This is a genomic window from Streptomyces sp. B3I8 (genome assembly GCF_030816915.1).
In the GTDB taxonomy this organism is placed as follows: Bacteria; Actinomycetota; Actinomycetes; order Streptomycetales; family Streptomycetaceae; genus Streptomyces.
Map to the genome: position 1 here is coordinate 6,810,163 of NZ_JAUSYN010000002.1, position 14,537 is coordinate 6,824,699.

The 14,537-nt window shown below is 71.0% G+C and carries 11 protein-coding genes; 6 read left to right on the forward strand and 5 right to left on the reverse strand.

Annotated features, from left to right (window positions below; genetic code table 11):
- Positions 1-24: 24 nt before the first annotated feature.
- The 4 genes from QFZ64_RS32125 to rhaI all read right to left on the reverse strand — a co-directional run bounded on the left by QFZ64_RS32125 (position 25) and on the right by rhaI (position 5,755).
- Positions 25-780, reverse strand: a complete 756-nt coding sequence (locus tag QFZ64_RS32125; RefSeq protein WP_307070981.1) for a (Fe-S)-binding protein — start codon at positions 778-780, stop codon at positions 25-27.
- A 92-nt stretch (positions 781-872) separates the two neighbouring features.
- Complete coding sequence (locus QFZ64_RS32130; protein ID WP_307071943.1) at positions 873-2,342, reverse strand: rhamnulokinase family protein; 1,470 nt, start codon at positions 2,340-2,342, stop codon at positions 873-875.
- Between the two features lie 44 nt (positions 2,343-2,386).
- Positions 2,387-4,426, reverse strand: a complete 2,040-nt coding sequence (locus QFZ64_RS32135) for a bifunctional aldolase/short-chain dehydrogenase (RefSeq protein WP_307070982.1) — start codon at positions 4,424-4,426, stop codon at positions 2,387-2,389.
- A gap of 168 nt (positions 4,427-4,594) precedes the next feature.
- Entirely contained in the window at positions 4,595-5,755 is a 1,161-nt protein-coding gene (rhaI, locus tag QFZ64_RS32140) for an L-rhamnose isomerase (RefSeq protein ID WP_307070983.1), read from the reverse strand.
- A 292-nt stretch (positions 5,756-6,047) separates the two neighbouring features.
- Between rhaI and QFZ64_RS32145 the strand changes: the two genes are divergently transcribed.
- The 6 genes from QFZ64_RS32145 (at position 6,048) to QFZ64_RS32170 (ending at position 12,440) form a co-directional block, all read left to right on the forward strand.
- Positions 6,048-7,565 carry a sugar ABC transporter ATP-binding protein gene (locus QFZ64_RS32145; protein ID WP_307070984.1) on the forward strand — a complete coding sequence of 506 codons (1,518 nt, stop codon included), beginning with the start codon at positions 6,048-6,050 and terminating at the stop codon, positions 7,563-7,565.
- The gene (locus QFZ64_RS32150; protein WP_307070985.1) at positions 7,562-8,602 is read left to right on the forward strand and encodes an ABC transporter permease; all 1,041 of its coding nucleotides are present in this window, start codon (positions 7,562-7,564) and stop codon (positions 8,600-8,602) included. The genes QFZ64_RS32145 and QFZ64_RS32150 overlap by 4 nt, the downstream gene beginning before the upstream one ends.
- Complete coding sequence (locus QFZ64_RS32155) at positions 8,595-9,635, forward strand: ABC transporter permease (protein WP_307070986.1); 1,041 nt, start codon at positions 8,595-8,597, stop codon at positions 9,633-9,635. The genes QFZ64_RS32150 and QFZ64_RS32155 overlap by 8 nt, the downstream gene beginning before the upstream one ends.
- Before the next feature lie 113 nt (positions 9,636-9,748).
- Positions 9,749-10,831, forward strand: coding sequence for a rhamnose ABC transporter substrate-binding protein (gene rhaS, locus QFZ64_RS32160; RefSeq protein WP_307070987.1), 1,083 nt, complete (start codon positions 9,749-9,751; stop codon positions 10,829-10,831).
- A 151-nt stretch (positions 10,832-10,982) separates the two neighbouring features.
- A complete protein-coding gene (locus QFZ64_RS32165; RefSeq protein WP_307070988.1) occupies positions 10,983-11,303 on the forward strand; it encodes an L-rhamnose mutarotase in 321 nt (106 codons plus the stop codon).
- 105 nt (positions 11,304-11,408) lie between these two features.
- Positions 11,409-12,440 carry a LacI family DNA-binding transcriptional regulator gene (locus tag QFZ64_RS32170; protein ID WP_307070989.1) on the forward strand — a complete coding sequence of 344 codons (1,032 nt, stop codon included), beginning with the start codon at positions 11,409-11,411 and terminating at the stop codon, positions 12,438-12,440.
- 146 nt (positions 12,441-12,586) lie between these two features.
- Here QFZ64_RS32170 and QFZ64_RS32175 read toward each other — a convergent pair whose 3' ends face one another.
- Positions 12,587-14,392 (reverse strand): stealth family protein, encoded by a 1,806-nt coding sequence (locus tag QFZ64_RS32175; protein WP_307070990.1) that lies wholly within the window; start codon positions 14,390-14,392, stop codon positions 12,587-12,589.
- Between the last annotated feature and the right edge of the window lie 145 nt (positions 14,393-14,537).

Below are 14,537 nucleotides of genomic sequence, written 5' to 3' on the forward strand. Positions count from 1 at the left end.
CTACGAACGTCCCGCTCGTGCCACTCATACCAGGGGCTCCTCTTCCGTGGACGCCAGGATCTCCGCGAGGTGCACCGGGCGCATGTCCACCTTCAGGCGGCTCATCGTGCCGCCGATGTGCATCAGGCACGAGTTGTCGGCCGCGCACAGCGTCCCGGCGCCCGTGGACTCCGCGTTGCGGACCTTGTCGACGCCCATCGCCGTGGACACGTCGGCGTTCTTCACCGCGAAGGTGCCGCCGAAGCCGCAGCACTCCTCGGCCCCCGGCAGCTCGGCCAGTTCCAGCCCCTTCACCGCCCGCAGCAGTTTCAGCGGCCGGTCCCCGAGGCCCAGTGAGCGCAGCCCGTGGCAGGTGGGGTGGTAGGTCACCGTGTGCGGGTAGGAGGCGCCGACGTCGGTCACGCCCAGCACGTCGACCAGGAACTCCGTGAGTTCGTACGTCTTCGGCACGACCGGCGCCAGCGTCCGGGCCAGGGTGTCGCCCCGGCCCTCGGCCCGCGCCCGCTCGCCCATCCGCGGATACAGCTCCCGCACCATCGCCCCGCACGACCCGGACGGCGTCACGATCGCGTCGTAGTCCGCGAAGACCTCGGCGTAGTTGCGGGCCAGCGGCTCGGCCTCGTGCCGGTAACCGGTGTTGTAGTGCGCCTGTCCGCAGCACGTCTGTCCCGCGGGGAAGTCCACCTCGACCCCGAGCCTCGTCAGAAGCTTCACCACGGCACGGCCCGTGTCGGGATAGAGCGTGTCGTTGACGCAGGTCAGGAAGAGGGCGACACGCATGGTGGCTCCTTGCTGTCGATCATCTGAGAAGTACGGCGTACGACGCGACGGCGGTACGGGACCCTACCCCGTACCGCGCGCCGCATCCCATGTCATACGGCGGCGGACCCGGCTCCCCGCGCGGCGAGCCGGGCCTCGGCCTCGCGCCAGGCGGCGGTGTCGCCGCGCGGTTCGTACCGGGTGAGCGGCTGGGTACGGGTCAGCAGCCGGCGCATCTCGTGCAGGTCGCCGACCAGCCCGTGGGCGCGCGCCTGCACCAGGACGTTGCCGAGCGCCGCGGCCTCGGTCGGCCCGGCCACCACCGGCAGCCCGCAGGCGTCCGCCGTGAGCCGGCACAGCAGCGTGTTGCGGGTGCCGCCGCCGACGATGTGCACCACGTCGACCGGGTGGTCGGCGAGCGACTGCGCCTCGGCGACCGCCCTGCGGTGGGCGAGCGCGAGCGAGTCGAGGATGACCCGGGTGATCTCGGCCGGGGAGCCCGGTACCGGCTGCCCGGTCGCCCGGCACGCCTCCGCGATCCGCTCGGGCATGTGCCCGGGTGCGAGGAACGCGGCGTCCCCGGCGTCCACCACCGACCGCAGCGCCGGCACCTCGGCCGCCGCCCGCAGCAGCGGACCCAGATCCGGCTCGCCCCAGGCCCGCAGGCACTCCTGGAGCAGCCACAGGCCCATGATGTTGCGCAGATAGCGGACCGTGCCGTCCAGGCCGAGCTCATTGCTGAAGTTGGCCGCCCGGCCCGCCTCGCCCAGCACCGGCGCGTCCAGCTCGAGACCGACCAGCGACCAGGTCCCGGTGCAGATGTACGCGAACCGCTCACCGTCCGCCGGGACGGCCGCCACCGCGGAGGCGGTGTCGTGCGAGCCGACCGTCGTGACCGGCACCGGGCCGGTCAGCTCGGTCTCCTCCAGCACCTCAGGACGCAGCACCCCGGCCGGGTCGCCCGGCCGCCGCAGCGGCGCGAACAGACTCAGGTCGATGCCGAGACGCGCGGCCAGGTCGTACGACCAGTCACCCGTACGGGGGTCCACGAGCTGGGTCGTGGAGGCGTTGGTCAGCTCCGTGCCCTGCTCGCCGGTGAGCCAGTACGCCAGCAGGTCGGGGATGAGCAACAGCCGCTTTGCGTGTGCCAGTTGTGCGGTGCCACGGGCGGCCACGAGCTGGTACAGAGTGTTGAAAGGCGCGTACTGCAACCCGGTCGCCGCGTACAGCTCGGCGGCCGGCACCGTCTCCCACACCCGCTCGGCGACGCCCTCGGTGCGGGCGTCCCGGTAGTGCACCGGGTTGCCCAGCAGCGCCCCGTCCGCGTCGAGCAGCCCGTAGTCCACGGCCCAGCTGTCGATGCCGACGGAGTCCACCCGGCCCGCCGCCCGCAGCCCGTCCAGCACGCCCCGGTACAGCCCCAGCACGTCCCAGCGCAGCCCCTCGGGGACCCGCACCGGACGGTTGGGGAAGCGGTGCGCCTCGGTCAGCTCCAGCGTGTCGGGGCCGACGCGGCCGACCATGACACGCCCACTGGAGGCGCCCAGGTCGACCGCGGCGTACGACTTCACGGACGTGTTCATGGCCGCCTTCGTGGCCGTGTTCGTGGCCGTGTTCACTGACGCGATCATCGCAGGAAGGCGGCGGCGACGCCCGCGTCCACCGGGACGTGCAGCCCGGTGGTGTGCGTCAGTTCCCCGCCGGTCAGCGCGAACACGGCGTTGGCCACGTGCTCGGGGAGCACCTCGCGCTTGAGGATGGTGCGCTGGGCGTAGAACTCGCCGAGCTTCTCCTCCTCGATGCCGTAGGTCGCCGCCCGCTGGGCGCCCCAGCCGCCGGCGAAGATCCCGGAACCGCGCACCACGCCGTCGGGGTTGACGCCGTTGACGCGGATGCCGTGCCCGCCCAGCTCGGCCGCGAGCAGCCGCACCTGGTGCGCCTGGTCGGCCTTGGTCGCCGAGTAGGCGATGTTGTTCGGGCCCGCGAAGACGGCGTTCTTGGAGGCGATGTAGACGATGTCGCCGCCCAGCTCCTGCGCGATCATCACCCGGGCCGCCTCGCGCGAGACGAGGAACGAACCGCGGGCCATGATGTCGTGCTGCAGGTCCCAGTCCTTCGCGGAGGTCTCGAGCAGCGGCTTGGAGATGGAGATGCCGGCGTTGTTGACGACCAGGTCGACGCCGCCGAAGGCGAGCAGGGCCGCCTTGAAGGCGTCGGCGATCCGCTCCTCGTCCGTCACGTCCACCGTGACCGCGACGGCCTTGTCCGCGCCGCCCAGCTCCCCGGCGACGGCCGCGGCGTTCTCGGCGTTCAGATCGGCGACGACCACACAGGCGCCCTCGGCGACCAGCCGGTGCGCGATCGCCCTGCCGATGCCACTGCCCGCGCCGGTCACCAGCGCCACCCGGGTCGCCAGCGGCTTCGCCTCAGGCATCCGCCGGAGCTTGGCCTCCTCCAGGGCCCAGTACTCGATGCGGAACTTCTCCGACTCCTCGATCGGCGCGTACGCCGAGACGGCCTCCGCGCCGCGCATCACGTTGATGGCGTTGACGTAGAACTCGCCGGCCACCCGCGCGGTCTGCTTGTCCTTGCCGAAGGAGAACATGCCCACGCCCGGGATCAGCACGATCGCCGGGTCGGCGCCGCGCATCGCGGGGGAGTCGGGCCCGGCGTGCCGCCGGTAGTAGGCGGCGTACTCCTCGCGGTACTCCGCGTGCAGCTCCTTCAGCCGCGCCACGGCCTCCTCCACCGGCACGGCCGGCGCCAGGTCGAGGACGAGCGGGCGGACCTTGGTGCGCAGGAAGTGGTCCGGGCAGGAGGTGCCCAGCGCGGCGAGCCGGGGGTGCTCGGCCCGGGCCAGGAAGTCCAGGACGACGTCCGCGTCGTCGAAGTGCCCGACCTGCGGGCGGTCCTGCGAGGCCATCGCCCGCACGTACGGGGCCAGCGCCGCGGCCCGCTCGCGCCGCTCGGCCTCGGGGAGCGCCGCGTAGCCGTCGAACACCGGTCCGAAGGGCTCCGCCTTCCCGCGCTCGGCGAGGAACTTCTCGGCGGTACGGATGATGTGCAGCGAGTTGCGCTCGCACTCCTCGGCGGTGTCGCCCCACGCGGTGATGCCGTGCCCGCCGAGCACGCAGCCGACGGCCCGCGGGTTGGCCTCCTTGACGGCCGCGATGTCCAGGCCGAGCTGGAACCCGGGCCGCCGCCAGGGCACCCACACCACGGTGTCGCCGAAGCACTCGGCGGTCAGCTTCTCCCCGTCGGCCGCGCAGGCCAGCGCGATGCCGGAGTCGGGGTGCAGGTGGTCGACGTGGGCGGCGTCCACCAGGCCGTGCATGGCGGTGTCGATGGACGGCGCGGCGCCGCCCTTGCCGTGCAGGCAGTAGTCGAACGCGGCGACCATCTCGTCCTCGCGCTCGACCCCCGGGTAGACGCCCTTCAGCGCCCGCAGCCGGTCCAGCCGCAGCACGGCGAGCCCGCCCTCGGTCAGGGTCCCGAGGTCGCCACCGGACCCCTTCACCCACATCAGCTCCACGTCACCACCGGTGACGGGGTCGGTGTCGGTGCCCTTGGCGGACGTGTTGCCGCCGGCGTAGTTGGTGTTACGAGGGTCGGCGCCGAGCCGACGCGACCGTGCGAGCAGTTCCTCGGCAGCGGGATGGGGTGCCATGGGGATGATCAGTCCTTCGAAGAGAGTGCGGGTCGACACGCCTGAGCGGGGCGCTTTCGAAAGGGGCGCGGGGTTGTATCCATGTGCGGCTCCGCCGCGGGGCGCGACCAGGCGCGAACCGGCCCGCAGCCCGCGAACAACGAAACCAGGCAGACGAATTCGTGGGGCTCAGGCACCCCACCCCGCCTGCTCCCCACCCACCCGCTCCGCAACGATCCGCTCCTGCCACCCGCTGGAGCGATACGCCGCGATGGGGTCCGGGGCCAGCCCCGACTCCTCCCGCAGCTCCCGCAGCAGCGGACGCACGTCCGTGTTGTACGCGTCCATCAGCACCGCGTTCGCCTCCAGCACGTCCCCCGCCCGCTGGGCCGCGCCCAGCGCCTCCGCGTCGACGAGCAGAGCCTTCGCCGTCGCCTCCTGGACGTTCATCACCGAGCGGATGATCGCCGGGATCTTCGCCTCGATGTTGTGGCACTGGTCGAGCATGAACGCGATGTCGGAGGTGAGGCCGCCGCCCCGGATGACCTCGTACATGATCCGGAAGAGCTGGAAGGGGTCGGCCGCGCCGACCATCAGGTCGTCGTCGGCGTAGAAGCGGGAGTTGAAGTCGAAGGCGCCGAGCCTGCCCTCGCGCAGCAGCGTGGCGACGATGGCCTCGATGTTGGTGCCGGGCGCGTGGTGGCCGGTGTCGACGACTACCTGGGCCTTCTCGCCGAGCTTGAGGCAGTGGGCGTAGGCGGTGCCCCAGTCCGGGACGTCCGTCGCGTAGAAGGCGGGCTCGAAGAGCTTGTACTCCAGCAGCATCCGCTGGTCGTCGCCGAGCCGCGCGTAGACCTCGGCGAGGCCCTCGGCCAGCCGGTCCTGGCGGGAACGGAGGTCGTCCTGGCCGGGGTAGTTGGTGCCGTCGGCGAACCACAGTTTGAGGTCGCGGGAGCCGGTGGCGTCCATGATGTCGATGCATTCGAGAAGGTGGTCGACCGCCTTGCGGCGCACGCCGGCGTCGGGGTGGCAGATGCTGCCCAGCTTGTAGTCGTCGTCCTGGAAGGTGTTCGAGTTGATCGCGCCGATGCGCACGCCGCGATCCTCGGCGTGCCGGGCCAGCGCGGCGTAGTCGTCGACCCTGTCCCAGGGGATGTGCAGGGCGACGGTCGGGGCCGCGCCCGTGAACTCGTGCACCTTCGCGGCGTCGTCCAGCTTCTCGCGGGGGTCGCGGGGCACGCCCGGCTGGGCGAAGACCTTGAACCGGGTTCCCGAGTTGCCGTACGCCCACGACGGCGTCTCGATGGCCTGGGTCTTGAGAGCGGCCTTCACCGCGGCGAGCTCGGTCACTTCGTGACTCCCGTGACGTCGGAACGATCTTCACGGCCGGGGACTGCGCGTCCGCGCCGCGAAGTGGCAGGTTGTGAAACGATTCAGAAGGGAAGCTAGGGCGGCTCGACAAGGCTGTCAACCCTTTGAGAAGCAGCCGTTACCCGTGATGGGGTTGTGACCTACCGCTGGTGAGAATTGTGTCCGGAACCCATTGACGCCGCCTGTGTCGAACTTCTAACGTCCCGGCCATCCAGTTGAAACCTTTCACGACGTGGTGGAGCCCGCCTCCGCACGTCGTCGAGGAGTCCTCATGACCCAGCCGGCCGACAAGGTCCCGGTCCCCGTGCTCGCACTGAAGGGCATTTCGAAGTCCTTCGGCGCCGTGCGCGCCCTGAGGGACGTGTCCCTGGAACTGTTCCCCGGCGAGGTGCACGCCCTCGCCGGCGAGAACGGTGCGGGCAAGTCGACCCTCATCAAGACACTCGCGGGAGTGCACCGGCCCGACTCCGGGCAGGTCCTGCTCGACGGCGAGCCGGCCGTGTTCCACGGTCCGGGCGACGCACGGGATGCCGGCATCGCCGTGATCTACCAGGAACCGACCCTTTTCCCCGATCTGTCGATCGCCGAGAACATCTTCATGGGCCGCCAGCCGCGGCGCGCTCTCGGCCGCATCGACCACAAGGCCACCCACGCGGCCACGGCCGCCCTGATGGCGCGGCTCGGCGTGGATCTCGATCCCGAGCGCCCGGCGAGCGGGCTGTCCATCGCGGACCAGCAGATCGTGGAGATCGCCAAGGCGCTCTCCTTCGACGCCCGCGTCCTGATCATGGACGAGCCGACCGCCGCCCTCACCGGCAGCGAGGTGGCCCGCCTCTTCGGCGTGGTGCGCACCCTGCGCGAGCAGGGCGCCGCGGTGCTGTTCATCTCGCACCGGCTGGAGGAGATCTTCGAGATCTGCCGGCGGGTCACGACGCTGCGCGACGGCGCGTGGATCGCCAGCGAGCCCATCGAGGGCATGACCGAGGACGACCTGGTCCGCCGCATGGTCGGCCGCGACCTCGACGAGCTCTACCCCAAGCAGGACGTCGAGCCCGGCGAAGTGGCGCTCAGCGTCCGCCGGCTCACCCGCGAGGGCGTCTTCACCGACGTCTCCTTCGAGGTGCGGCGCGGCGAGATCGTCGGCCTGGCCGGACTCGTCGGCGCGGGCCGCACCGAAGTGGCCCGCGCGGTGTTCGGCGTCGACCGCTGGGACGCGGGCGAGGTCGAGCTCGACGGCCGCAGGCTCACCAACGGCGCCCCCTCCACCGCGATGGCCGCCGGGCTCGCGCTGGTCCCCGAGGACCGCCGCGCCCAGGGCCTGGTGATGGACATGTCCATCGAACGCAACATCGGGCTCACCGGTCTGCGCACCACGGTGAAGGCCGGTCTCATGGACCGCGGCGCCGAACGCAGCCGCTCCCTGGACTGGGCCGTCAAGCTCCAGGTCAAGTACGCGCGGCTCGCCGACACCGTCAACACGCTGTCCGGCGGCAACCAGCAGAAGGTCGTCCTCGCCAAGTGGCTGGCCACCGGCCCCAAGGTGCTCATCGTCGACGAGCCCACCCGCGGCATCGACGTCGGCACCAAGGCCGAGGTGCACCGCCTGCTCGGCGAACTGGCCGCCGACGGCGTCGCCATCCTGATGATCTCCTCCGACCTGCCCGAGATCCTCGGCATGGCCGACCGCGTCCTCGTCATGCACGAGGGCCGGCTCACCGCCGAGATCCCCCGTTCCGACGCCACCGAGGAAACCGTGATGGCCGCTGCCACCGGGAGGGCCGCCGCATGACGGTGACCACTCCGCACCCCGCCGCCACCGACGAGGTGCCGAAATCCAGCGGCACCCGGCTGGTCGACCGCGTCTTCAAGATGCGCGAACTCGCCATCCTCGTCGTCTTCCTGGTGATGATCGCCCTCACCCAGGCCGGCAACAGCGAGTTCCTGTCCGAACAGGGCATCAAGGACCTGCTGCTGAACGCGACCATCCTGGTGCTGGTCGCCACCGGCCAGTCCCTGGTCGTCATCACCCGCAACGTCGACCTGTCGGTCGGCTCCACCCTCGGCATCAGCGCCTTCGCCGCGGGCCTCTATCTCCAGGGCGGCGGCAACCCCGTCGTCGCGATCGTGCTCGCCGTGCTGCTCGGCATCGGCTTCGGTCTACTCAACGGGCTGCTCGTCAGCCTCGGCCAGGTGCCCGCGCTCGTCGTCACCCTCGGCACGCTCTACATCATCCGCGGCATCGACTCCATCTGGGTCGGCTCCCGGCAGATCACCGCCGCCGACCTGCCCGGCGGGTTCGTCGACTTCGGCTCCGGCGGCCTGTCCGCCGTGCCCTGGCTCGCGCTCATCGCCCTGGTGGTGGTGGTCGGCACCGCGTACTACCTCAAGCACTTCGGCAGCGGCCGCGAGCTGTACGCGCTCGGCTCCAACCCGGAGGCCGCCCGCCTCGCCGGCATCCCCGTCCGCAAGCGCATCCTCCTCGCCTACACCTTCTGCGGCGCCCTCGCGGGCCTGGCCGGCGCGCTCTACCTCGCCCGCTTCGGCAACGTCGACTCCGGCACCGGAAACGGCTACGAACTCACCGTCGTCAGCGCCGTCGTCGTCGGCGGTGTCGTCTTCACCGGCGGCTCCGGCAGCGTCTACGGCGCCGCGCTGGGCGCCCTGCTGCTGACCTCCATCAACAGCGTGCTGCCCGCCCTCGGCGTCAGCTCCGTCTGGGTGCTCGCCATCAACGGTGTGCTGCTCATCCTGGCCATCGCCGTCGACCGGATCGTCGCCCTGCGCGTGGCCGACACCCTGAAGAAGAGGAACGCCCGCCATGCCTGACTCCCTGACGCGCGCGCTCCGCGGGTCCGCCCTCGCACGATGGGACACGGCCGTCGGCGCCCTTCTCATCGTCCTGCTGCTGCTCTCCTTCGGCTTCGTCGACGGCTTCGGCAACGCGCTGAACCTGTCGTTCCTGATCGGCAACACCCTGCCGATCGCGCTGATCGCGCTGCCGATGACCCTGCTCGTCGTCGCCGGCGAGATCGACCTGTCCGTCGCCTCCACCGCCGGTCTGTCCGGCTCCGTCATGGGCGCCCTGTGGAACCAGGGCATGACGATCGAGACGATCATCCCGGTCTGCCTGCTGCTCGGGGTGGCCTGCGGACTGGTCAACGGGCTCCTGGTCACCCGGCTCGGACTGCCCTCCCTCGCCGTCACCATCGGCACGCTCGCCGCCTACCGGGGCATCGCACAGATCGTGCTCGGCTCCGACGCGGTCACCGACTTCCCCACCCAGTACCTGGACTTCGCGGCCGGCCGCCTCGGCGACTCCTTCCTCCCGCAGGCGTTCCTCCCCTTCCTCGTCCTGCTCGCGATCGCCGTGGTCGTCCTGCACGCCACCCCGTTCGGACGGTCGCTGTTCGCCATCGGCGCCAGCGAGGAGGCCGCCCGGTTCGCCGGCATCCGGGTCAAGCGCCACAAGCTGATCCTCTTCGTCGCCACCGGCCTCATGGCCTCCCTCACCGGCATCTTCTGGGCCCTGCACTACGCCAGCGCCCGCTACGACAACGCCACCGGCCTCGAACTCTCCGTCGTCGCCGCGGTCCTGCTCGGCGGGATCGACTTCGACGGAGGCAAGGGCACCCTCGGCGGCGCGATCGCCGGCGTGTTCCTGCTCGGCGCGCTGCAGAACGCGATGAGCCTGCTCAACGTCTCCGCCCAGTCGCAGATCGTCGTCACCGGCGTCCTGCTGGTCGTCTCCGTGCTCGGTCCCCGGGTGGCACGGCAGATCTCCGCCGCACGGGCGGGCCGCAGGGCCGCGCCACCGGCGAACCCCGCGAGCCGCGAACCCGCGGCCGCCCCGACCCCGTGAGCCCTGCCTCGTCCGCGTCGCGGCCGGTCTCCGTATCCGCGTCGGTCCTCCCGTATCCGCGCAGGTCCACTCCCGTATCCGCGTTGATCCAGTCCCGTAAAGGAATAGCCGCCATGCGCTCGCCGAACATCCGCCGCACCTGTGCCGCCCTGGCCGCCGCCACCTCCCTCGCGCTCGCCCTGACCGCGTGCGGGGGCACCACCAAGAACGACGTCAAGGACGACGGCGGCACGAACAAGTCGGCCGGCAAGGCCGACCCGAACGCCGCGACGAAGAAGGGCCTGACGGTCGCCTTCCTGCCCAAGCAGGTCAACAACCCGTACTTCACCACCGCCGACAAGGGGGGCGAGAAGGCAGTCAAGGAGCTCGGCTCCTCCTACAAGGAGGTCGGCCCGAACAGCGCCACCGACACCTCCGGCCAGGTCTCCTACGTCAACACGCTGACCCAGCAGCAGGTCGACGCGATGGCCGTCTCCGCGCAGGACCCGGGCGCGCTGTGCACCGCGCTCAAGCAGGCGATGACCAACAAGATCAAGGTCGTCACCTACGACTCGGACACCAAGACCGACTGCCGCAACGCCTTCATCTCCCAGGCCTCCGCCGAGGACCTCGGCCGCACCGAGGTGCAGCTCCTCGCCGAACAGATCGGCTACAAGGGCGAGATCGCGATCCTGTCCGCCGCGCAGACCGCGACGAACCAGAACACCTGGATCGACTTCATGAAGGACGAGCTGAAGCAGGACAAGTACAAGAACATCAAGCTCGTCAAGGTCGCCTACGGCAACGACGACGCCCAGCAGTCCTTCCAGCAGACCCAGGGCCTGCTGCAGGAGCACCCGAACCTGAAGGGCATCATCTCGCCCACCACCGTCGGCATCAAGGCGGCCGCCCAGTACCTGTCCGGCTCCAAGTACAAGGGCAAGGTCAAGCTGACCGGCCTCGGCACCCCGAACGACATGCGCAAGTACGTCAAGAACGGCACCGTCGAGGCGTTCGAGCTGTGGGACCCGGCCAAGCTCGGCGAACTCGCCGCCCGCACCGCCGTCGCACTGTCCTCCGGGCAGATCTCCGGCAAGGAGGGCGAGACCTTCAAGGCCGGCGACCTCGGGGAGTACACGATCGGCAAGGACGGCGTGATCGCGCTCGGCAAGCCCACCGTGTTCGACAAGAAGAACATCGACCAGTTCAACTTCTGATCGACGGTCCGGCGGTGCCTTATTCTTCACTGATCGTTCGATCTCGCTGAGCGTGCCTCCTCGGCGAGCGCGGGCCGGTCGCAGCACCGGTGGCCGCCAGGTCACCGGCCGCCCGGCCGGCCCGTTCCACCCCTCAGGGAGCCGGTAGTTCATGCAGCGCGTCTGTTTCCTCCTCAAGGTCCGCGAGGACCGGATCGCCGAGTACCGCGAGCGGCACGCCTCGGTGTGGCCGGAGATGCGCGAGGCGCTGTCGTCCACCGGCTGGCACAACTACTCGCTCTTCCTGCGCGAGGACGGCCTGCTCGTCGGCTACCTGGAGACCGAGGACTTCGAGACGGCCAGGGCCGGCATGGAGGCCACCGAGGTCAACGGCCGCTGGCAGGCCGAGATGGGGCCGCTCTTCGAGACACTCGACGGAAGCCGTCCCGACGAGGCGATGAAACCGCTCACCGAGGTGTTCCACCTGGCCTGAGCACCCCGCCCGGCCCACTGTCCTGCTGTTTGCTTCGCCTTACCCCGTCCGCTCACCCCGCTCGACCACTCCACCCCCTGCGCCCTCACTGGAGGTCCCCGCGCCATGGCCCGTTCAGTGGGTATCAAGGACGTCGCCCGTGCCGCCGGAGTCTCCGTGGGCACCGTGTCCAACGTCATCAACCGGCCCGACACGGTCGCCTCCGAGACCCGCGCCCGGGTGCTCTCCGCGATCGACCGGCTCGGCTACGTCCGCAGCGAGTCCGCCCGCCAACTCCGCGCCGGACGCAGCCGCATCATGGGGCTGCTCGTGCTCGACATGGGCAACCCCTTCTTCGTCGACGTCACCCGCGGCGCCGAACGGGCCGCCCGGGACGCCGGACTCGGCGTGATGGTCTGCAACAGCGCCCAGAGCAGCGGCGAGGAGGCCGAGTACCTCGCGCTGTTCGCCGAACAGCGGGTGCGGGGCGTGCTGCTGACGCCCACCGACGCGAGCGGCCGCAACATCGCCGCCTTCCGACGCCACCGCATCCCGTTCGTCCTCGTGGACCGGGTCGCCGAGGGCACCACCGAGTGCTCCGTCTCGGTCGACGACGTCGCCGGCGGGGCGCTCGCGGTACGGCATCTGGTGGACACCGGGCACCGCTCCCTCGCGTACGTCAGCGGGCCGCCCGGGCTGAACCAGGTGCGCGACCGGCGCACCGGCGCGCTGAACGCGCTCGCCGAGGCCGGACTCGACGCGGACGTGCTGCGCGAACTGCCCACCGAACGGCTCGACGTGGCGGCGGGCCGCGACGCGGGGGCCCGCCTCCTCGGCCTGGCCGACCGGCCCACCGCGGTGTTCTGCGCGAACGACCTGCTGGCGCTGGGCGTGCTGCAGGCGATGTTCGCGGCCGGCGTGCGGGTGCCGGAGGATTTGGCGATCGTCGGGTACGACGACATCGAGTTCGCGGCGGCCGCCGCCGTGCCGCTCACCTCGGTACGGCAGCCGGCGGCCACGATGGGCGCGCTGGCGGCGGAACTCCTCCTGGAGGAGACGGAGGCCGAGGCGGAGGCGGCGGCCCGCCCGCACGAGCACCGCAGGGTCGTCCTCCAGCCCGAACTGGTGGTCCGCCGCTCCAGCCTCTCGCCGCGCTGAGCGGTTCCGTCCTCCGGAGGTGGCCGGAGGAAGCGCCCGGCCTCCGCAACCCGCGTGATCGGGAGGAGCGCCCGGCCCCCCGCGACCCGCGTGGGCGCCCGGCCACCTCACGTCCCGGAACGGCCGCGAGGCGGCTCCTTCCTACGTCAACGGCGGTCCGGGGGCGTGTCACGGTCCGCACCGGAGCCCGGCCTCTCCCAGGGACTGGCGAACGGGAACCGTGCCTCCAGGAAGGCGTGCAGGGTGGCCGCGATGCGTTCCTGCTCGGCCTCGGCCGTATGGACGTCGTTGAGGCAGAGGAAGTCGTACGGGTGACCGGGCGTGAACTCCGCGAGAGCCGATTCCAGGCCCGGCCTGCCCACATCCACGTAGCGAAGCCTGCTCTTTCCCGGCACCGCGCGGCCGGTGAGGTAGGCGTGGTGGTGGTGCAGTGAGGCTGCCATGGCGATGTCCGTCGTGGCACGGAACCGGGACCGGCTGGTGCGACGTATCTCCTCGCCGAACCGCGCGTCCAACTTTTCCATGACGGACCGAAGTTGCGGGTGCGGGGTGTGCTTGAACTTGCTGACGGTGAAGCGGCCGTGGAGGTCGAGCATCAGCGCGCGGACGTTCTTCCCGGCCGAGTTGGGTGCCGGCTCGTCCGGGTGCGGCTCGCCGAGGCCGAGTTGGGAAGGGGAGAAGGGGAGCTTGGCGATGCCGTTGCCGTGGAAGAACTGCTCCGCGGCGGCCGGACGGGTGAAGAAGACGTCGTCGTTGAGGTAGAGGTAGTGCTCCGAGAGGCCCGGTATGTGATGCAACTGGGTCTCGATCGCGTGGGAGTTGAAGACGGGGAGCGCCGTCGGGTCGGTGAAGACGGTCTTGTGGTCGACGATCTGGAGGCCGGGGGCGTTCGTGTCGAGCCAGGCGGGTGTCTGCCCGTCGGTGACCAGGTAGATGTTCCGGACGAACGGGGCGTACATCGTCACCGAGCGCAGGGAGTACTTGAGCTCGTCCCGGCTCGTGTAGCGGGAAGTGCCGGTCTCGCGGGCGTGAATGCGCGGGGAGTCCGGGCCGGTACGGAAGGACTCGCGGCGCGCGGCGAGCTCGGGGTCGGAACCGTCGACCCAGGTGTAGACGAGGTCGATGGGAAAGTCGACGGTGTCGAGGCGGGGCTGGACGAAGCTCTCGAACGTCGGGTAGTCGCGGCGCTCGACAGTGCGCACCGCCGTGACGCGAGCGGCCGAAGGCAGCACGTCGGCGACGGCGTTGGGGCGCGGGGCGACCAGGGCGTCGGCGAGTACCGCGGGCGGAGCCTGGGTGCGCAGTGCCTCGATGCGGGCGGCGCCGCGTTCCTCGTCGTCCAGCAGCAGTCGGCCGTCCTGCCAGAATTCGACGTCGCAGCCGTACGAGAGGTCGGCGAGGATCTGCTGGTTGGGCCCGAGCAGGATTTCGCCGAAACGGATGACGTCCTGGCGCTTGAGCGCGGTGGGCAGGGAGCCGTCGGCGTACAGGACCGCGTCGTCGGGCAGGGGACTGCTGCCGGGCTTGAGCGCGTACAGCGGACTCGCCCCGTACGCGTCGCGCAGGGCGACCAATAACGCCTTGCGGTCGGCCCGGTTCAGGGCGACCACATGGCGGGTGCGTGAGCGGCCGGGGACGAGGAAGTACGCGATGCCGGCCTCTTCCAGGACGTCGGCGACGAGAGCGAGGTTGTGCGCGCCGGCGGCGCGGGCCGTGAACCGGTCGACGGTACGCCCGAAGTAGCCGCGGCCTTCGAACAGAATGGTGCGCACCGCGGTGTCCGAGTCCAGCAGGGCCTGTCGCCGGGCCGCGATCTTCTCCTGGCGTTTCCGGGCCGCCGCGGCGGCCTGTGCGGCCTCGGCGGCGTGTGCGGCCTGTGCGGTCTCTTCCTCGCGGGCACGCGCACGGCCCGGCAGCAGACGGTCGGTGAGGTGGTGGATACGGGAAGGCATGCGGTATTCCTGCCTGAGGCGGCGTCCGGTGCGGGCACCACCCCGTTGAGTCGCCGTGCGTGGCGGCATCTGCGAGATCGAAGCTGTCGCCCGCGGTACGGATCTCGTGCGCGGTGCGATCGGGAACGGAACCCTACTCAGGCGA